General features: G+C 46.3%; 19 protein-coding genes. 9 read left to right on the top strand and 10 right to left on the bottom strand.

Translation table 11 applies throughout. From position 1 onward, the window contains the following. Positions 1–5: 5 nt before the first annotated feature. The 4 genes from BGX16_RS10230 (at position 6) to BGX16_RS10245 (ending at position 4,956) form a co-directional block, all read left to right on the top strand. On the top strand, positions 6–2,795 hold the full coding sequence (locus BGX16_RS10230; RefSeq protein ID WP_241899587.1) for a DEAD/DEAH box helicase: 2,790 nt from the start codon (positions 6–8) through the stop codon (positions 2,793–2,795). A 439-nt stretch (positions 2,796–3,234) separates the two neighbouring features. Further along, positions 3,235–3,885: an EndoU domain-containing protein gene (locus BGX16_RS10235; RefSeq protein ID WP_100425938.1), complete on the top strand. Its 651-nt coding sequence runs from the start codon at positions 3,235–3,237 to the stop codon at positions 3,883–3,885. Continuing rightward, positions 3,885–4,250: a hypothetical protein gene (locus tag BGX16_RS10240; RefSeq protein ID WP_100425939.1), complete on the top strand. Its 366-nt coding sequence runs from the start codon at positions 3,885–3,887 to the stop codon at positions 4,248–4,250. Before BGX16_RS10235 ends, BGX16_RS10240 begins: the two co-directional genes overlap by 1 nt. Positions 4,251–4,329: 79 nt before the next feature. Further along, the gene (locus BGX16_RS10245) at positions 4,330–4,956 is read left to right on the top strand and encodes a DUF4417 domain-containing protein (protein ID WP_100425940.1); all 627 of its coding nucleotides are present in this window, start codon (positions 4,330–4,332) and stop codon (positions 4,954–4,956) included. Here BGX16_RS10245 and BGX16_RS10250 read toward each other — a convergent pair. The 8 genes from BGX16_RS10250 to BGX16_RS10285 form a co-directional block, all read right to left on the bottom strand. After that, positions 4,940–6,277: an ATP-binding protein gene (locus BGX16_RS10250; RefSeq protein WP_100425941.1), complete on the bottom strand. Its 1,338-nt coding sequence runs from the start codon at positions 6,275–6,277 to the stop codon at positions 4,940–4,942. The two genes, BGX16_RS10245 and BGX16_RS10250, sit on opposite strands and share 17 nt — an antisense overlap. A gap of 257 nt (positions 6,278–6,534) precedes the next feature. Next, positions 6,535–7,839, bottom strand: coding sequence for an ATP-binding protein (locus BGX16_RS10255; RefSeq protein ID WP_100425942.1), 1,305 nt, complete (start codon positions 7,837–7,839; stop codon positions 6,535–6,537). Between the two features lie 196 nt (positions 7,840–8,035). After that, positions 8,036–8,245 carry a hypothetical protein gene (locus BGX16_RS10260; RefSeq protein ID WP_100425943.1) on the bottom strand — a complete coding sequence of 70 codons (210 nt, stop codon included), beginning with the start codon at positions 8,243–8,245 and terminating at the stop codon, positions 8,036–8,038. Positions 8,246–8,248: 3 nt separating this feature from the next. Beyond that, the gene (locus tag BGX16_RS10265; protein WP_100425944.1) at positions 8,249–8,644 is read right to left on the bottom strand and encodes a DUF3990 domain-containing protein; all 396 of its coding nucleotides are present in this window, start codon (positions 8,642–8,644) and stop codon (positions 8,249–8,251) included. Further along, positions 8,641–8,832, bottom strand: a complete 192-nt coding sequence (locus BGX16_RS10270) for a DUF3791 domain-containing protein (protein ID WP_198514904.1) — start codon at positions 8,830–8,832, stop codon at positions 8,641–8,643. The genes BGX16_RS10265 and BGX16_RS10270 overlap by 4 nt, the downstream gene beginning before the upstream one ends. 101 nt (positions 8,833–8,933) lie before the next feature. Beyond that, positions 8,934–9,206: a hypothetical protein gene (locus tag BGX16_RS10275; protein WP_100425945.1), complete on the bottom strand. Its 273-nt coding sequence runs from the start codon at positions 9,204–9,206 to the stop codon at positions 8,934–8,936. Beyond that, on the bottom strand, positions 9,184–9,864 hold the full coding sequence (locus BGX16_RS10280; protein ID WP_157797985.1) for a hypothetical protein: 681 nt from the start codon (positions 9,862–9,864) through the stop codon (positions 9,184–9,186). The genes BGX16_RS10275 and BGX16_RS10280 overlap by 23 nt, the downstream gene beginning before the upstream one ends. Positions 9,865–9,884: 20 nt before the next feature. Then, the gene (locus BGX16_RS10285) at positions 9,885–10,670 is read right to left on the bottom strand and encodes a hypothetical protein (RefSeq protein ID WP_100425947.1); all 786 of its coding nucleotides are present in this window, start codon (positions 10,668–10,670) and stop codon (positions 9,885–9,887) included. Between the two features lie 611 nt (positions 10,671–11,281). On the opposite strand from BGX16_RS10285, the gene BGX16_RS10290 reads away from it, so the two are divergent. Then, on the top strand, positions 11,282–12,646 hold the full coding sequence (locus BGX16_RS10290; protein WP_198514905.1) for a carboxylesterase family protein: 1,365 nt from the start codon (positions 11,282–11,284) through the stop codon (positions 12,644–12,646). On the opposite strand, the gene BGX16_RS10295 is transcribed toward BGX16_RS10290, so the two are convergent. Further along, a complete protein-coding gene (locus tag BGX16_RS10295) occupies positions 12,635–13,615 on the bottom strand; it encodes a DHH family phosphoesterase (RefSeq protein ID WP_100425949.1) in 981 nt (326 codons plus the stop codon). The two genes, BGX16_RS10290 and BGX16_RS10295, sit on opposite strands and share 12 nt — an antisense overlap. A gap of 5 nt (positions 13,616–13,620) precedes the next feature. After that, a complete protein-coding gene (locus tag BGX16_RS10300; protein ID WP_100425950.1) occupies positions 13,621–14,076 on the bottom strand; it encodes a hypothetical protein in 456 nt (151 codons plus the stop codon). A gap of 136 nt (positions 14,077–14,212) precedes the next feature. Here BGX16_RS10300 and BGX16_RS10305 point away from each other — a divergent pair, with 136 nt between their 5' ends. Genes BGX16_RS10305 through BGX16_RS10320 form a run of 4 tightly spaced genes read left to right on the top strand, consistent with a single transcriptional unit; the run spans position 14,213 to position 16,168 of the window. Then, positions 14,213–14,479 carry a hypothetical protein gene (locus BGX16_RS10305; protein WP_157797986.1) on the top strand — a complete coding sequence of 89 codons (267 nt, stop codon included), beginning with the start codon at positions 14,213–14,215 and terminating at the stop codon, positions 14,477–14,479. Then, a complete protein-coding gene (locus tag BGX16_RS10310; protein WP_100425952.1) occupies positions 14,480–14,962 on the top strand; it encodes a division/cell wall cluster transcriptional repressor MraZ in 483 nt (160 codons plus the stop codon). It abuts the gene before it with no gap. Continuing rightward, positions 14,949–15,884 carry a 16S rRNA (cytosine(1402)-N(4))-methyltransferase RsmH gene (gene rsmH, locus BGX16_RS10315; RefSeq protein WP_100425953.1) on the top strand — a complete coding sequence of 312 codons (936 nt, stop codon included), beginning with the start codon at positions 14,949–14,951 and terminating at the stop codon, positions 15,882–15,884. Before BGX16_RS10310 ends, rsmH begins: the two co-directional genes overlap by 14 nt. Beyond that, positions 15,881–16,168 carry a cell division protein FtsL gene (locus BGX16_RS10320; protein ID WP_100425954.1) on the top strand — a complete coding sequence of 96 codons (288 nt, stop codon included), beginning with the start codon at positions 15,881–15,883 and terminating at the stop codon, positions 16,166–16,168. Before rsmH ends, BGX16_RS10320 begins: the two co-directional genes overlap by 4 nt. The last annotated feature ends 2 nt before the right edge of the window (positions 16,169–16,170 follow it).

Here is a 16,170-nt window from a genome sequence, read left to right on the forward strand (position 1 = left end):
TGCAGATGCTTCCTTTCCAAGAAAATGCGGTCCTCGGCACGAACGGTCTCGTAGAAACGTTCAAGAAACTTTGGCAAACGGGCGGTCATAATCTCGATATCACTTTCAAGTCTCCGACAGGTTCCGGCAAGACTTTCATGGTGTCAAATTTTGTTCGCGAATTGCAAAATGATCCTGCCTTTAACGACGATGTAGCATTCGTTTGGATTACTTTCTCGGATGACCTTGCGATGCAAAGTCGCGACAAGTTTTATGATTACTTTTTCCCAAATATCGGGCGAAGTCTCTTGACCATCGCAGATTTTTCCGAAGGCATTCTGCACAAAGACGATATTCTGTTCTTGAATTGGCAAAAGTTAGTGGCAAAGGATGCCAAAAAGCGTTTGCTGCGTCGCCCCGACGAAGTTGAGCTGCAAAAGGAACAAGGCTTTTATTTTGAAGATGTTGCGGAAAACACAAAGAAAGAAGGTCGCGAAATTGTAATGATTATCGATGAAAGCCACAAGAATGTGACTGCATCGGCTTATCGTGATGTTATTACGCCACTTAATCCGCGAATCATTTTGAATGTTTCTGCCACGCCGGAAAAAATTCCCACCATCAGCGATGTGCAAAATCTGCGTGCAGGCTATGTTGAAGTTAAACGCTCCGATGTCGTTGCCGCAGGTCTTATCAAGGAACAGATTATTTCGCAAACAGAAGAAGATTTGAAAAACATTGAAGGTGAAGATTTGGATTTTGCCTTGCTGCGACTCGCCAAGGAAAAACGGGAATCTTTGGCGGAACAATGGACTCGCCTCGGTCAAAATATCAACCCGCTTGTTTTAATTCAGTTGCCTAATGATGATTCTAAACTCAAGGATCAAGGTGTTGAAACAAAGGAAGAACTCGTCACAAGATTTTTGACTGAAAATTGCGAAGTTCCTGCAAATAAAATTGCCAAATGGTTTGACAACAAGAAAGAAAATCTTGAGCACATTACAGATGTAGATAGTCCTATAGATTTTATGCTCTTCAAATATGCAGCAGGAACGGGGTGGGATTGTCCTCGCGCACATGTTATCGTGATGTTCCGCGAAATTGAATCGCCAACATTCAAAACACAGACTCTCGGAAGAATTTTGCGCAACCCTGTTCCGAAAGTTGACTTGACGGCGTTCCCTGAACTCCGCGAAGGATTCCTTTACACGAACTACCGCAAAAATGAAATCTCCGACATTCCCGACACTGTTGAAAACAAGCCAAAAACTGAAGTGACGAATCTTGCTCCGCATCTTTTCGGAGGGTTTGCCACGCAAGAAGCAACACACAATGTCATACAAGAACTGAAAACTTCTATGCTTGACGAATTGGTCGCGAATAGTTCGGACAAGCCTATTTCAGATATTGCTCCCAAAATCGAAGCTGCGTTGCAAGAAGCGGTTAAACAGATTGCTCCAGAAATATTCCCTGTACAAGGCAACACCGTCGCATCGCCACAAACGGAATATAATCTTTTTGGCGAAGCTGATTCTCAAGCAACAAAAAATCAAAAGACAGAACAAATTGTTGAGACAGCTACTCGAAATGTCAAGGCCATATTGAAGGAGCATTTCGGAGAGGGTGTTGCAAACAAGGCTACGGAGATTGTTGCTGAAGCCACCCGCGATTTTGCTGAAACGCTCGTTCAAAAACAGCCGTCTTCGTTCATCGTTGATCCGCTTTTGAAAAGTGATTTCATCAGCCGTGCAGACTATGGTGATATTGGTAAGGCTAGCAGTTTCCAGAGTTCGTTTGTTAAGTCAATGAACAATTATTTTGGAATTACCGAAAATGCCTATAACAATCCTTTTGCACAAGAAGGCGTTCTTGAAAAATTTGGCATAGATATGTCTCAGAGACTTTCAACCGAAGTCTTGGCGAATGCAACCTTTGCAGGAACCAACGATTTAGGCAAGAATGTAGAGCATGAGATGAGCGACAACGAAGTCGAAAAGAACTTCATGAATGCTTGCTACAACATTTTGGAAGAACAGACTGAACCCGATGCTAAATACGGCAACATTGCCCGTTCTTGGGGACCCTTCAAGGAAGCTCTTCGTCAATGGTTTGAACGCTATTCGATGACGAATATCGATAATGTCGGTCGTTACAAGATTTTCTTGAAGGATTTGTTTAAGAACTCTGCAAGTATATTCCGCAAAGCCATTACACAAGCTCTCAAGGAATACAGACCTATTCGCGATGCCTTTGTTGCCGATCGTCGTAAGCAGGAAATGCAGGAGGCGTTGCCATTCAAAGTCAAGACATCTTATGCGTATTCAAGCGACTTTGTCGATTATAAGCCAATTATGAAGAGTATGCTTCAACCGTTCAAGCTCAAAGCAGAATATCCAGGACGCGATAATGAAATCGCCTTTATTGAGTTTCTTGAAAAATTGCCCACGGTTGAATGGTGGTTTAAGCAGAATGATGACGGCAAGGATTTTTACGCTCTCAAGTATTTCAATACCACTGAAAATCGAGAACGACTTTTCTATCCCGACTGGATTGTGAAATTTGTAGATGGTCGCATCGGCATTTTTGATACCAAGAGTGGATTTACAGCAGCAAATCCTGAAGGTCGTGCGGAAGCCCTTTCGAAAAAGTTGCGTGATTTGAACGAAGAGGCGGTCAAACGCGATGGTCGCGAAAAATTCGTCGGCGGTTTGTGCGTTCGTGAAAATAAACTGTGGTATTGCAACAGTGCCGAAAAATACCGTTACAAGGATGAAAAGGGCAACCTTGCTGAAGGTTGGAAATTGATGCAAGGGTAATGGCTATACAAATGCTGAAATAACTTAAGGAGACTTCTTTCAACACTTTAGATAATTGTATTTGACATAGACTGAAAAGATTCTTGTTTCCCTATCCTGAAACTACCACCTTCAGGGAATTTACACAAGAAATCAACGGATCTTACGCACCATTATCGGGGCGTGGGTCGTTTGTGCTTATTGTGTAAAAGGGTGTGGTAGCCCTCAGGATAGGTAAGTGCATTCGACACCACGCCTTTTTTATTCATAAAAAAGCGTTGGCATAGTGAAGTTACGACAATATGAATATGAATCAATGGAGGTTGTTATAAAACTATAGAGTAGATGACATCGTGTTTTTAATCAGGTTTGCCGGGCAAACTGCCCGGCAGGTTATGGATTGTTGTCTCATGACAACGTGTTGTGAAAAATCTTCCGCCGCAAGGCAAGGAGAAGTATCATGGGCCTTAAAGCCTCAACCCAGCCGGGGGTTGTTTACAAACTACCGGAATTGCCAAAGGAGTATCAGCATTTGCTGAATGAACTCCCGCAAAAGTATATCCAAACAACGCTTGTTTCTGAAGAGGAACTCGCAAAGCAGAATCGTCCAGAACTTTATCAGACCGAGGTCCCGAATAATTCACCATTAAAATACTTCAAGGGTGATTTAGAAGGGCTGGAGCAGACGGAACACTTTGAATCTGGCCTAATAAAACATATATTTAATGGGGAGGTCAAACTCGCTTCTGCGGGCAAAGGGAAGAAACGATTGGAGGCGACGGGTTACCATACCGAGGTAATCAAGAATGCTGAAGGACAAATTATTCCTGGGACAAAATCATCCCCAGATACCAAAGGAGTATATCAAGGTAAAGTCAAGGTCAACGGCATCCGAAAGCGCACAATGGGCGGAATGTCTACATTCTTCCCCGAACACTGGTCGCCGCAACATATCGTGAATGCGATAAACGAGGCATACAAAGGTAAAAGCGCAATAGATCCTTCTGGTAAGGTATTTTATGGATATTCAAAGGAAGGTGTGAAAATAAAAATGCGAATGAGTCCAAATGGAAAAATCTCGAGTGCATTTCCGATTATGGAGGAAAACTAATGAATTACAATTACGCAATTAAATACCTTGAATTTGAAGGGAAAAAGGACTTTCTATACTTTGCCTTTGAAGAAGAAACAGGAATACTCACGAACTTCTTCACTGGAGAAGTTGTTAATTTCCACAAAACTATCCTAGAGCAAATTGAACAGGTCCTTTCCAAGAAGAAAAGACATGTTGAATGCTCTGGTAACGAGTGTTATTGGAATATCGGCCTCAAGGAAACCCTAATTGTTGATAATTTCGCAAATGAGGGGGAGCCTTCGGAAATCACCGTCGAAACATCTGAACTCAAACGATTGATTGACGAATGGATTGCGGCCCGCGACAAGTTTAAGGAACAGAAAGCCAAGGGCGAAATTTAGGCCAAATTAATATTGCTCTGCACATTGCGGTAACCCCGTTTAGGTTCCGCAGTTTGCGCCTATATTCCAAGAGGTAAAAATGAACGAACAATATTCAAGCCCATACGAAATTTTGTATAGGGGCAAGGACTTCGATGAAAAGGAAATTCCTAAACGCGTACAGTCCTTTTCAATGTCGCTTGCGTATCCGGATTATGGTGCATGGCTCCATTATTACGAAAAAGAGAAACTCTGTAAAGCTTATACAGACGGTCTCTCGCCATATCTTGGATATATCAAAAAATTTCCTGGAAGTCTCACACTTGATAGAAGCATCGGATGGTGCGACCATATAGACGTTCAAAAGGATTCTGACAATTTGAATAAGCATAGTCGAGAATTATTCGAGGCTAACGGTATTCCGAACATAATCAATGTGCGCTTTGGAGACAAAAAGTCATATCCTTTTTGTTTTCGGAATGTCCCGCAAAATGCAGTGCTGTTTATCGGAAACCAGGGAACGCAACGGTATGCTGATTGCAAAATGGTTCAATTTGCAGGAACGATGGAATTAATAAAAAGGCAAAATCCTCGTGTTTTACTTGTTTACGGAAGCGTGGATAAGAGGATATTGGACGAGTGCAAAAAACGAGACATTTCTCTAGTCCGCTATCCTAGCCAATGCGAATTGGCGCATGCTAAAAAGTTTTTCACTCCAGAAACATAGCCATGTAGTACGGCAGTGTAACCATCTTGCCAGCAACACCGATGTTGTTTTCGGAAAGTTTGTAGCAAACCTTGGCTGCGTAGTTGTCGTTATTCAAAACGGTCTTTGTCGACTTGGAGCGTCCCGTTGTCGCCTTGACTTCAATAATGGCGAGTTCGCCGCCGACATTTTCTACAAAGTCAATTTCTAGCCCAGATTCTTTGCGGAAGTAGAATAGTTTGCGACCTTGTTTAGAGAAACAGTCTGCAATGATGTTCTCGTAGATGGCGTCTTTATAGAATCCCAAATCGCCGCATAGAATCTTGGCCGCGGTGCCGCGTTCCAGCATGGCGACAAACAGGCCGGAATCCTGCACATAAATCTTAAACGTATTCTCGATTTTGTAGCCTTCAAGGGGTTCTGCGATGTTGGTCAGGTTGTGGCAAATGTTGATGATGCCGCAGTCGTAGAGCCATTGGATTGCGGTTTGGTAATTTTCGGAACGGCCCTTCTTTTCTAGTTGCGAATAGACAAACTTGTTGTTTTCCTTCGCAAGTTGAGCGGGAATCGAATCAAAAACGCGATTGATGCGGCCAAGAAGCGTGCGGTCGATTTCCTCGTTTTCGTTCTCGTCAAGGTGCTTGCCAAAGTCGTCCTTGTATTCTTCGAGAATGTCCTGCTGTTCCTGCCAAACGACATTCATGTCGTTCGTCTCGACAAATCGAGAAACGACATAAGGGAACCCGCCTACACAAAGGTATTCCTTGAAGTAGCGGAGCATGGCGTTGTGCGTCGCCTCGCTTACGGGTTCCTTTTTCGCGAAGCATTCCTTCAGGTAACTGATGACATTTTCGTCGATTCCCTTTGCCCACAGAAATTCCTCGAAATCCATGGGTTTCATATAAATTATTCTTTCAAAACCGGTCGGGACGCCTTTTCCCTTTTTACGGTTGTACCCCTTAATACCAAGCAGGGATCCAGTACAGATGACATCGTAGCGACCGTCTTCCATAAAAGGCTTGATGCTGGCGCGGGCGTTTGCACATTCCTGAATTTCATCGAAGACGATGACGGTCTTGTTCTCGACAAAATGCACATTAGGAAAAAGCGCGGAAAGGTCTATGGTAATCCGACTCACGTTCAGGTCTCCCTCGAAGACCTTCTTCGCATTTTTATTTTCCTTAAAGTTGATATAGACGACGCTCTCGTAGTTGCTGCGGGCGAATTCCAGGACGCTGGACGTTTTGCCGATTTGACGCATTCCCTTGACAACCAGGGCCTTCTTTTTGCCCCCCGAGATCTTCCAATTTTCAAATTCTTTAAGGATTTTTCTCTTGAACATATCCCAAAACTACACTTTTCCAACCGAATTAGTGCATTAAAAGCGCACTTTCCCAACCGAAAAAGTGTAAAATTGTCGTTTTTACGCAAATTTCATCAATTTTTAGTCAAATCTTCGGCTCCATCAAGAAATCAATGACATTCATGGTCAAAATTCCATTTTCGTCATAGAAGGTCGGCACAAAATACCGTTCACATCCTTCTAGGAATTATTTTTGCATATTTTGCAGTTTTTCTTTAAAACTCGTAAATTTTAGCCTATCCCCACTTTTCTAGCAGTCCATCCAGTCTATCTGCCATAAAGAGCGGGATGTTCAGCATCTTTCCGTCGCGGGAGAGGTTGCGCATCGAGAATCGCACCATCAGGGGTGCGTCGTACTGTTTGTCGTAATACTTGATGCTGGCTGCTTTGATGTTTGTGCCCGCCTTGGCTTCAATGGGGATAATCGTGTTTTCTTTTTGGATAATGAAATCGACTTCGTGGAAGTTGTCGCTCCAGTAACGCGGTGCGACATCAAACATCCCCGACAAATTCTGCAATACAAAATTTTCGGTGAGAGCGCCCTTGAATTCCGTAAACAGGCGGTTCTGTTCGGCAAATGCCGAAGTCGCAAGCCCCGCTTTTTTTCGCAATAGCCCGACGTCGCCCATGTATATTTTGAAAGATGTCAAGTCATCGTAGGCGGATATCGGGAGGCCCGGTTTCGTGGAACGGAAAACTTTCTTCACGAGATTCGCGTTGTTGAGCCAATTCAGGGCGTTCTCGTATTCCCTGGCGCGCGCACCGGGCTTTACGGCCGAATACAGGAACTTCTTGTTTTCGCGGGAAAGTTGCGACGGTAGCGAATCCCAAATGTATTGAATTTTCGGCACGTCGGTTTTGTCCGCATGCTTTGCAAAATCCGCTTCGTAAGCTGTTAGAATATCAGAAAGAACCTTGTCGACAGCGGCGACGTCTTGATCTTCGACCCAGTTAAGTACAGATTCCGGCATGCCGCCTGTCACAAAGTACGTTTTCAATTTTTCTTCTAGCGGTCCCATGAATGCCTGCGGAATGTTCTCCGGTGTTTCGATGGTGTCGAGGTATTCAACAAGGTTCTTGTCTCCACTCGCAAGCAAGAACTCGGTGAATGTCATGGGATACATATCCAAAAATTCAACCTTGCCCACGGGGAATCCGGATGCAAGCTTCAATCCTAAAAGGGAGCCGGCGCCGACAACGCTATATCGCGGAGCGTCTTCGCAAAAATACTTCAATGAGTTTAAAGCGCTTTCGCAAGCCTGGATTTCGTCAAAGATTATCAGAGTGTTCTCGGTTATCTTTTTTCCGCTCGCCATTGCGAGGTTCGCAAGGATGCGCTTTACGTCTTTGGTCTGCTCGAAAAACTGCCTGTATTCGATTTGCTTGTCAAAATCGATGTGGAGAAAACCGTCCGGGAAAGATTTGCCAAACTCCTTCAACACCCAAGTCTTGCCCACTTGACGGGCGCCGCGCAAAAGCAGGGGCTTGCGCCTTTTAGATGTTTTCCACTTATTCAGTTTTTCAAGGATGATGCGTTTCATGCCTTAAATATAGGATGCTTTTATCCAGAAATCACATAAAATTATAAAAAAGTGTGATTTTTTCCACGAAAAACATTAAAAAAGTGTGATTTTCGAAATAAACGCACTTTTCCTACCGAATTATTGACACTTGACTGCACTTTTTCCACTGAAAAAGTGCATCCTTCTGTGCTTAGTGTTTTTTGAATGAGAAAGCCTAAACCGTTTCCCGCTTGAATTCTTCGGCGGTGGCGTCAGGGCCATCCCACCAAAGTTTATTCGAATCGTCGTAAAGCATTTTCGCTGTATTCGATTCCATAAAATCTACAAGGACATCCTCGGGAGACCTCTGGGTTTCCTTTGCGATTTTCTCAACCGCCATAAGCGCCGTCAAGTCCATGGAAAACAAAATTTTGTCGTTTGCCATAGACTACCTCAAAACCACCCGCTCGGATTTCACAAACCGGAGTTTAGAAAGGGCTGCCATCTCGTTACGAAGGTCAACGAATACGCCACTCCTGCGGTGAGCGACAATGCAGTGAAGCCAGGCGACATCAGCGGTATCGAAATAAAAGCAATTCAGTCCGGTCGCATCCGTCACCGAAAAAGACGAAACAAAACCAAAGCGTTCATTCTCAGAAATCAGCCCGCGGTTTTTGGCTTTGGCCGTAGAAATCTTTGCGAAGTCTTCCGCCTGAGCTTTTGAAGATGTGAGGTAGAATCCTCTACCAAAATCCTTGAATTTCGCACACCTGTCCAAATCCGGTTCTTCCACGGCGCAATAGCTTCCGTGATAGAGAATCAATCCTGTTTCCAGCTGCTTCATAGATCAGCCCCCTTCGCCTTGAGGTAGGCCTTGACATCTTCAAAAACAGCCTCGTCGCCTTCTACATGGAAAATGCCAAAACATTCGCGGATATACCTGAGGACATCGAACTTCTTGAAAAGCTCCGCAGTAGCCTTCAACGTCAGGCAAAACCGTTCCGAGGCCATCCTCAGAATCCGAATCTGCATAAAGAGTATCTGCTGCTGTTCCGGCATACCCACAATTTATAAAAAAGAGGACAGCGTATCATATTTTTTCTAAAATCGCTCTTTTGTCGCATTTTCACCCATCATTTCAAGTCCAGGACTGGGCTGAGGGCAGCGCCCCAATAGTACACGGCCCGCATAAAGCTCCCCAGCCGCTTCGGAACACTCGCGTTTATAGGGAAATACTCCATCTCGTTCAGGGCTTCTACGCTGTAGTATTTATCCTTGTCGTAGCAGAGCACTTCGTTGCAAAGGTTTTCTGCAATCGAGGGGCAGCACTCCTCCGGCGACATCTGGATTTTTACGGCGTACCCCAGATGGTTCATGCAGAGTTCAAAACGGGTAAGGTTGAACATGGGGGTAAGCTTCTTTTCCGAGGCCATTGTGCATATAGTACGCCCGCTTCCGGAATTTCTGGAATTCATCCACGTTCTCTTCAGAAAGCATCTTCCGCGTTTTTTCGTCCAGCCCATCCACAAGCGCATCGATCTGCGCGATAGCGTCGAATACCGCCGACGGTTCCTGAAGCGGAAGGCTCGAATTCACCTGGACCAGATAGTAATAGCCGGTGTCATCCGTCGTCTTGGAATACTGCGAGAATTCAGGCGCACGGGCGGCCGCGCGCTCCATGAAGATGTAGCTGTCCACCTCCAATTTCGCAGCCAACGCCTTGGCGATTTCTGCCGAGGCGACAACGCAAACAAGGCAATCGCCGCGTTCACCTTCGACAAGCCTGCACGGGAAGAAATTCTCCTGCATTTCAATCTCTTGCGGGAACTTTCCTTTCTTGACGGTAAACACCGCCATGTTCAGGCCGCTACCCGAAATGGGCGCTCCGCCCACCTGGCCATAGTCGGGTAAGGTCATCTTGCGCGATTCGCAGAGCAGGTGCGTCATGACATCCAGCTCATGGTGCATCTCCCTCCGATCCCTGCGTTTCCCGGCACCCTGCAACTGGTCGATTGCGAAGTGCAGCTTGCGGATATTCCACGGTTTGATTTTGCATTGTTCCATTTTATCCTCCTTATATTTCATCATCGTGAAGCAAGCTGGAATTCCTTCAGCTTCAGTTCGTTGATCATAGTTTCAAGGTTGCAGGGTTCGCCGTCGTCATGCAATTCGCGACCCGCTTTTCGCCATTTCGCATCTTTTCCTTCGGCAGCATTCTTTTCGTATGCGACCTCGGCAAGGGTCCACTTGGCGATAATACTCTTCACGACCTTTTCGATATCCCTGTCGTGCCCTATATGCATAAGGCTGCAGTAACCGCCAAAGCGACGGTTCTTGACGTGGATTTCCCTTTTGCACTTGGGGCAAACCGCAGTCGCTTGCGAACCGCCCGAAAGGGGCGAACCCGAAAACGAGCGGATGACCGCCGTGTCGCCGCACTTGCATTCCACCTTGAACTGTTCGTTGTCCCAGATTTCGAGAAGCGAGGAAAGCTTGAGGCCGATGCTGACGAGAGTGCCGGCGAAGTTAAAATGCCTTACAGCGGACAGGCGCCCCACATAAAGCCCGCCACCCTTGATTGCGTATTGTACATCGATATTCGCGTACCGCGGGGTCGCGATAATTTCGTCCCTATGCCGCAGAATCAGGTCCAGGTTATTGTAAAGCAATGCGCACTTGCGTTCAGAACGTCTTTTCTGGAGGGCATTCAGTTCCTCCTGCTCCCTGTTTTCCTGGTACATCTCGTCGCTCTCGAGCTTGAGCCCGGCCGCCTCCCGCTTGCAAAAATCGGCAAAGGATTCACGCCGGTTATCCGGCTCGATCGGAAAGTTCGGGAAAGGATTCGAGTCGTCGATATGTATTGTCGCCATAAATGACCTCCTGTCAAAGGCACTGAGTTTGCGCAGCAACAGTACCGTGCCTTCTGCATTATATTATCGCTTATTTGTGCATAAATGTAAATATATGCATGAATCTAAAGCGTAATATACAAACCCCATGCGACAAATACTGTCTCGATTTTGTCGTTTTCAGGTAATTTTTAGGGGATTTTGGGCTCTTTTAGTAAAACGCGGCCAAACATTTTACTTTTTCGGAAAATTTTTGGTCCTACCGGCTGGGATCTTCTTCCAGCGTCATTGCGAAATCTCTGTAAACGCCCTTCGATTCGTCCTCGTCGATGTCGCTGTATAACGAATATTCAGCGAAGCATTTTATAAAGAAATGGACGAAGAATGGTTTGCACGCCCTAAACCGCTGAAAAAGAAGCTGCGAAAAGAGCCTTGCAACAAATTGAAGAAACGCAAATGGGGACTGAAAGCGAGTTGATAAGTCCTTTCATGATATTCAAAGGGCGATTTGAGAATGTAGAGGAATTGTAGATGCGATGTTAAACAAAGTAAACCGCGAGAACTTCAAGCAAATAAAAGGAATGCTATATTTTTTCGGAAGTCTAAATCAACCGAAGAAATATGGAGGAATCATGAATCGACTATGCATAACCGTCTTAGCGGCAGGATTGTCCGTTGGTTTGACCGCTAACGCTTTTGCGGGTGAACGCTATCAAGATCGACAGTTTACGGTGGATGTAAAAAGGGATGTCGTTTACGCATCCGATGTTCCCGCTTTAAGTTCGCATCACTTCATTACACAGGCTCTGTTCGCCTATAAAATGACGAATCAGGATGCGACGGTCGCATACTTTTATTCCGATGAAAAAACGACGACTCCGACCGATATGAAGATGGATATCTACATGCCGGAAAAGGATTCGAAAACGGATCGAGCAGCTGTGCTCGTGGTACATGGCGGAGCTATGGTGGCGGGTTCCAAGGGTGACTTTGCACAGCACACAGTGAACTATTGTGATTCCTTGGCGGCTCGTGGTTATGTCGCAGCTTCGATGGATTATCGTTTGGGCGTGACTCTCACCAGTCGTGATGCCCAGTTGCATATCGATAGTACACATTTTGCAAGAGCGGTTTACCGTGGCGTTCAGGATGTACGCGCCGCCGTGCGCTATTTGCGTGCGAATGCAGAAGATTTGGGCATTAACCCGAACCGCATTTATCTTGTCGGTAACAGCGCCGGTGCAATTCTTTCGCTTGAAAATATCTATTCGACGACGGAAGAGGATTTTCCGGATTACATGGATTCGGAACCTTTGCTCGGTGCCTTGGACCTTTACGGCGAACAGGGCTATGATTCTAAGGCAAATGGTGTGGCTGCCTTGTGGGGCGCTATTCACAACTTGGAAATGGTCGGTGACAACGAACGTCCGGTTCTGCTGATTCACGGTACGGCAGACGAAACTGTTCTTTTCAAAACAGGACGCCCGCTCAGCAATTTGCCGGGAGTTCTCAAGAACATTATCCCATCGGAAATGGGAGCTCTCGCTGCATCTTATACGCTCGATCTGCAAACTCCGACGCTCTACGGCAGCTATGTGATCGACTCCCTTTTGACGGAAAAAGAAATTGAACATGAAACGTATTTTGTGGAAGGCGTCGCTCACGAATTCTACGATGAAGCGCCTTACACGGAGAGCGTCCAGAACCGAGTCTTTAACTTCCTTTACAGCTTGACCCAGGCGACGGAATCGATTGAAACGAAACCGATTTTCGCGACTGCACAAAATGCGGTACAGATGGGAAAAATGAATCAGAGCTTTACCGTATTGCGCGGTCAAAATCTCAAGTTCCGCGTATATGATTTGCGCGGTCGTGCAGTGATGCCGACGGGTAGAGTTTCTGCCGGCGAATCGGTGAACTTGAACGCCCTCGATGCAGGCGTGTACGTGCTGATGGTGCAGGGCTATCGCCCGGTGCGTTTTGGCTTAAGAAAGTAAGGCTTGCGTGATCGCAGGAACGATGTCGACTTTGCGATTTAAGCGATGGTCTACGTAAATAATTCCCGCGTCTTTTGAAGCTCCGTAAACGGATTCTGCAATTTTCTTTGCGAGATCTGTGAAGTACAGAATGTAGCTGTGCTTGTGGCAGCTGACGTTGCAGAAAATCATTTCGTTTGCGGAATCTTTTAAAATTTTTGGCATCACACCGAGCATGCGGTGGAGAAATGATTCAATGTTTTTTTTGTCGTCGAAACTCAAGCTTCCCAAGCGGAACTTATGACCGTTTATGACGTAATCCTTGGCGTCGGAATTGAAAATTTCTTCGTCGGTCATACCGTCGAAATTTTTCGCCGCCTTTTTCATTTCGGCATAAATCATTTCCAGGTTTTCACTGGAAATGTTTAACCGTTCAGCGAGAATTTTGCAAACGACACGGTCCATTTCCGTTGTCGTTTTCTTCTTTAAATTCTGGGTGTCGGAGACGATGCCTGCGAGTAGAATCTGAGCGATTTTCTTTGTGACTTCAACTCCGAATTCCTGGTAGCAGGTAAAGATGATGGTACAGGTCGATCCGACGGGGAAAATCTTTGCGAAAATCCGTTTGGATTCCATGACATCGCCGAGGCCGTGATGGTCGATAATTTGCAGAATGCGAGCCTCTTTGGCTCCGGCTACCGCTTGGCAGGTTTCGCTGTGGTCCACTAGGATGAGTGTTTTGCCACGAGCGTCTTCTAAAATCGGGGGAAGTGGAAAGCCGAAGAGCGCAGCGGCGTATTTCGTTTCGTTGTTCGCTTTGCCTGCGATGCGCGCTTCGACGGGGTAGCCGAGCTTTTGCATGAGGTCTGCGTAGGCGATCGCTGCGGTGACCGTGTCGGTATCTGGCGCTTTGTGACCGATGGCGTAAATGGTTTCCGTTCCCCAGTCCAGAGCTTTTAACGCTTCGCGGTAGCAAATTTCGTTCAGCATGAACTTTAGAGAGCCTCGTAGCAGTCGAAGGCCGCCTTGGAAAATGCTTCGAGATATTCCTTTTCAGACTCGCGTTCCACGTCAAAAAGGCGCGTGGTCAGCGGAAGACGTTTGCCCTTTTCGTAAACGTATGCGTGCTCGTCGCCGTTCACGTCGGTGAAGGTGAGCGTTGCCTTGGAATCGAAAGTCGAGGAGACATAGCGGATCAAATCTTCGGCATCGTTTTGGGTAAAACCTTTGAGCGACTTGCCGTCTTTGGTGCGAATAATCAACGCACCGATGTCGCTGAAGGTTTTGTACGGCTTCATCACGAATTCAAAATCGATCTGCATGCGTTTGAACTGGAAGAAGTACTGCTTGAATCCGTTTATGTTGTACTTCTTGATCTTGAGCTTTTCTGACTTTAGCTGCGAAACGAGACGTTTAAAATTCTCGAGATACAGCATGCCGATGATTTCCATGGAGACCTCTTCGTTTTAAGCGAAAAATAGAATATCATACGGAAAAAACTGTGTAGCAGGTTCGAGTGTTCGAAAATCCATGCGATGCCATTGTAAATTCTGCAAATCCGCATCCGATATGCGGAGGAGGTGCAGAATGCCCTATTTTCAGTCAGCTGGTAGAAAATGCACCAACCGAAAAACTAAGAGTTCGCTAGAACTTTTGAAAAAATCCCTGGCCATGGAAACCCTGGCTGGGGATTTTTTTACCCATTTAAAATGTGCACTGCACAAGAAAACGCAAATTTCGCAGAACTTAAAATTTTCTGTCAAAAAATCTTGGGAATCTTGGGGTGATTTTTTGAAATGGTGGGAGAAAGTGGCTATATTTGTATTGTTGTGGAATAAAGTGGGTCACTTTTAAATGGAATTAAACGCTTTCATAGGAAACGCCAAGACGGCGATCGACGAAAAGGGAAGATCTTCCTTCCCTAGGGAGTTTCGTCGTTTGCTCTCTGAAGAAGAGAGCTCGTCGCTCATTTTGGCCTATGGTAGCCGCGATTCGCTCATCCTCTTTACGTTAGAGGAATATCGCAAGTTCATTGCGAAGATTGAAAGTCGACCGCAAACCTCGAAGAATGTTCGTTTCAACCGCATGTTCAAGGCAAATTCGCATTACGTGTCCTTGGACGGCCAGAACCGTATTTTGCTCTCGAAGAATGATATTGCATACGCCAAATTGGATGGCGAAGTTCTTTATGTAGCGCGCTCTGGAAAGTCGGCTGAACTCTGGAATCCTTCCATCTACAACGAAAAGTTTGGCTTCAATACCGAAGAAGACTTTAATGAGTTTGATGCAGGGTTCTTTGATGACGAACCTTCGGGGGATGTAGATGAAAATCGCTGAATATCATTCCCCAGTCCTTTTTGATGAATGCATGCAGGCGTTGATCCTCGATCCGAAGGGGACGTATGCAGACTGCACCCTCGGTGGTGGTGGACACTCCGAAGGCATTCTGACGCACCTTGCGCCGGAAGGCCGTTTGCACTCTTTTGACCGCGACCCGGAAGCCATCGCTTATGCAACCAAGCGCCTCGAAGGCTTTAAGGATCAAGTGACCTTCCATCCGGTTCCGTTCGCCGAACTGGGACACGAGGTCGGACCGGCATCGCTGGACGGCGTTCTGTATGACCTGGGTATTAGCAGCCATCAGGTCGATGATGACGCTAGAGGCTTTACGTTCCAAGGCTCGAACCCGGTGGACCTGCGCATGGACTCCCGCTCGGACTTCAGCGCCCAGGAATGGTTGCGTACAAATTCTCTAGATGACATGGCCCGTGCCTTTAAGGAAAATGCGGATCTTGATCGTGCGTACAAATTAAGTGCCAATATCCAGAGTGTGATTTCGGATTTGAAGACTCCGATCCTTCCGGTGCATTTACGTGCGGCTACGGAAAAGACTTATCCGGATCGCATACGCGATTTGAACAGTATTCTCGCGAGAATCTTCCAGGCGATTCGCATGGAAGTGAACGGTGAAATGGAACAGATCCGTGTAAGCATGCGTTCTGCCGTGGAAGCTTTGAAGAAGGGCGGTCGTCTGGTGGTGATCTCTTACCACTCGGTGGAAGATCGCACGGTGAAGCTTGTCTGCAGTGAATTTGAAAGAACTTGCCTTTGCCCGCCGCAGTCTCCGGTCTGCATGTGTGGCGGCCATCATCAAAAGTTGAAAAAGGTCCTTCGCAAGCCGGGGCTTCCGACTGCGGAAGAAATCGCTCGCAATCCGCGTGCGCGTTCTGCAAAACTGAGGGTGTACGAAAGAGTATGATTCGGGTTTTGACGGCGCATAAGGTTTTGTGGAGCTTCTTGATGGTGATTGTCCTTGCGACATTGCTTTGCTGTTATCTGGCTTTGCAGTACCGTTTTGACGGTCTTGCGGTGAAGAAGGCGGGACTCGTTCGCGAAGTTTCGGCGCTCCGTGGTGAAGTTGTGCTTCGGGAATTGGAAAATAGAGAGCTTTCTTCTCTCGATCGAATTACGCAGATCGCGGAACAGATGGGAATGGGTTATGCCCAGGTGCCTCATAAAGTCAAACAGACGGGGAGTAAGTAGAA

Source organism: Hallerella succinigenes, assembly GCF_002797675.1.
Taxonomy (GTDB): Bacteria; Fibrobacterota; Fibrobacteria; order Fibrobacterales; family Fibrobacteraceae; genus Hallerella; species Hallerella succinigenes.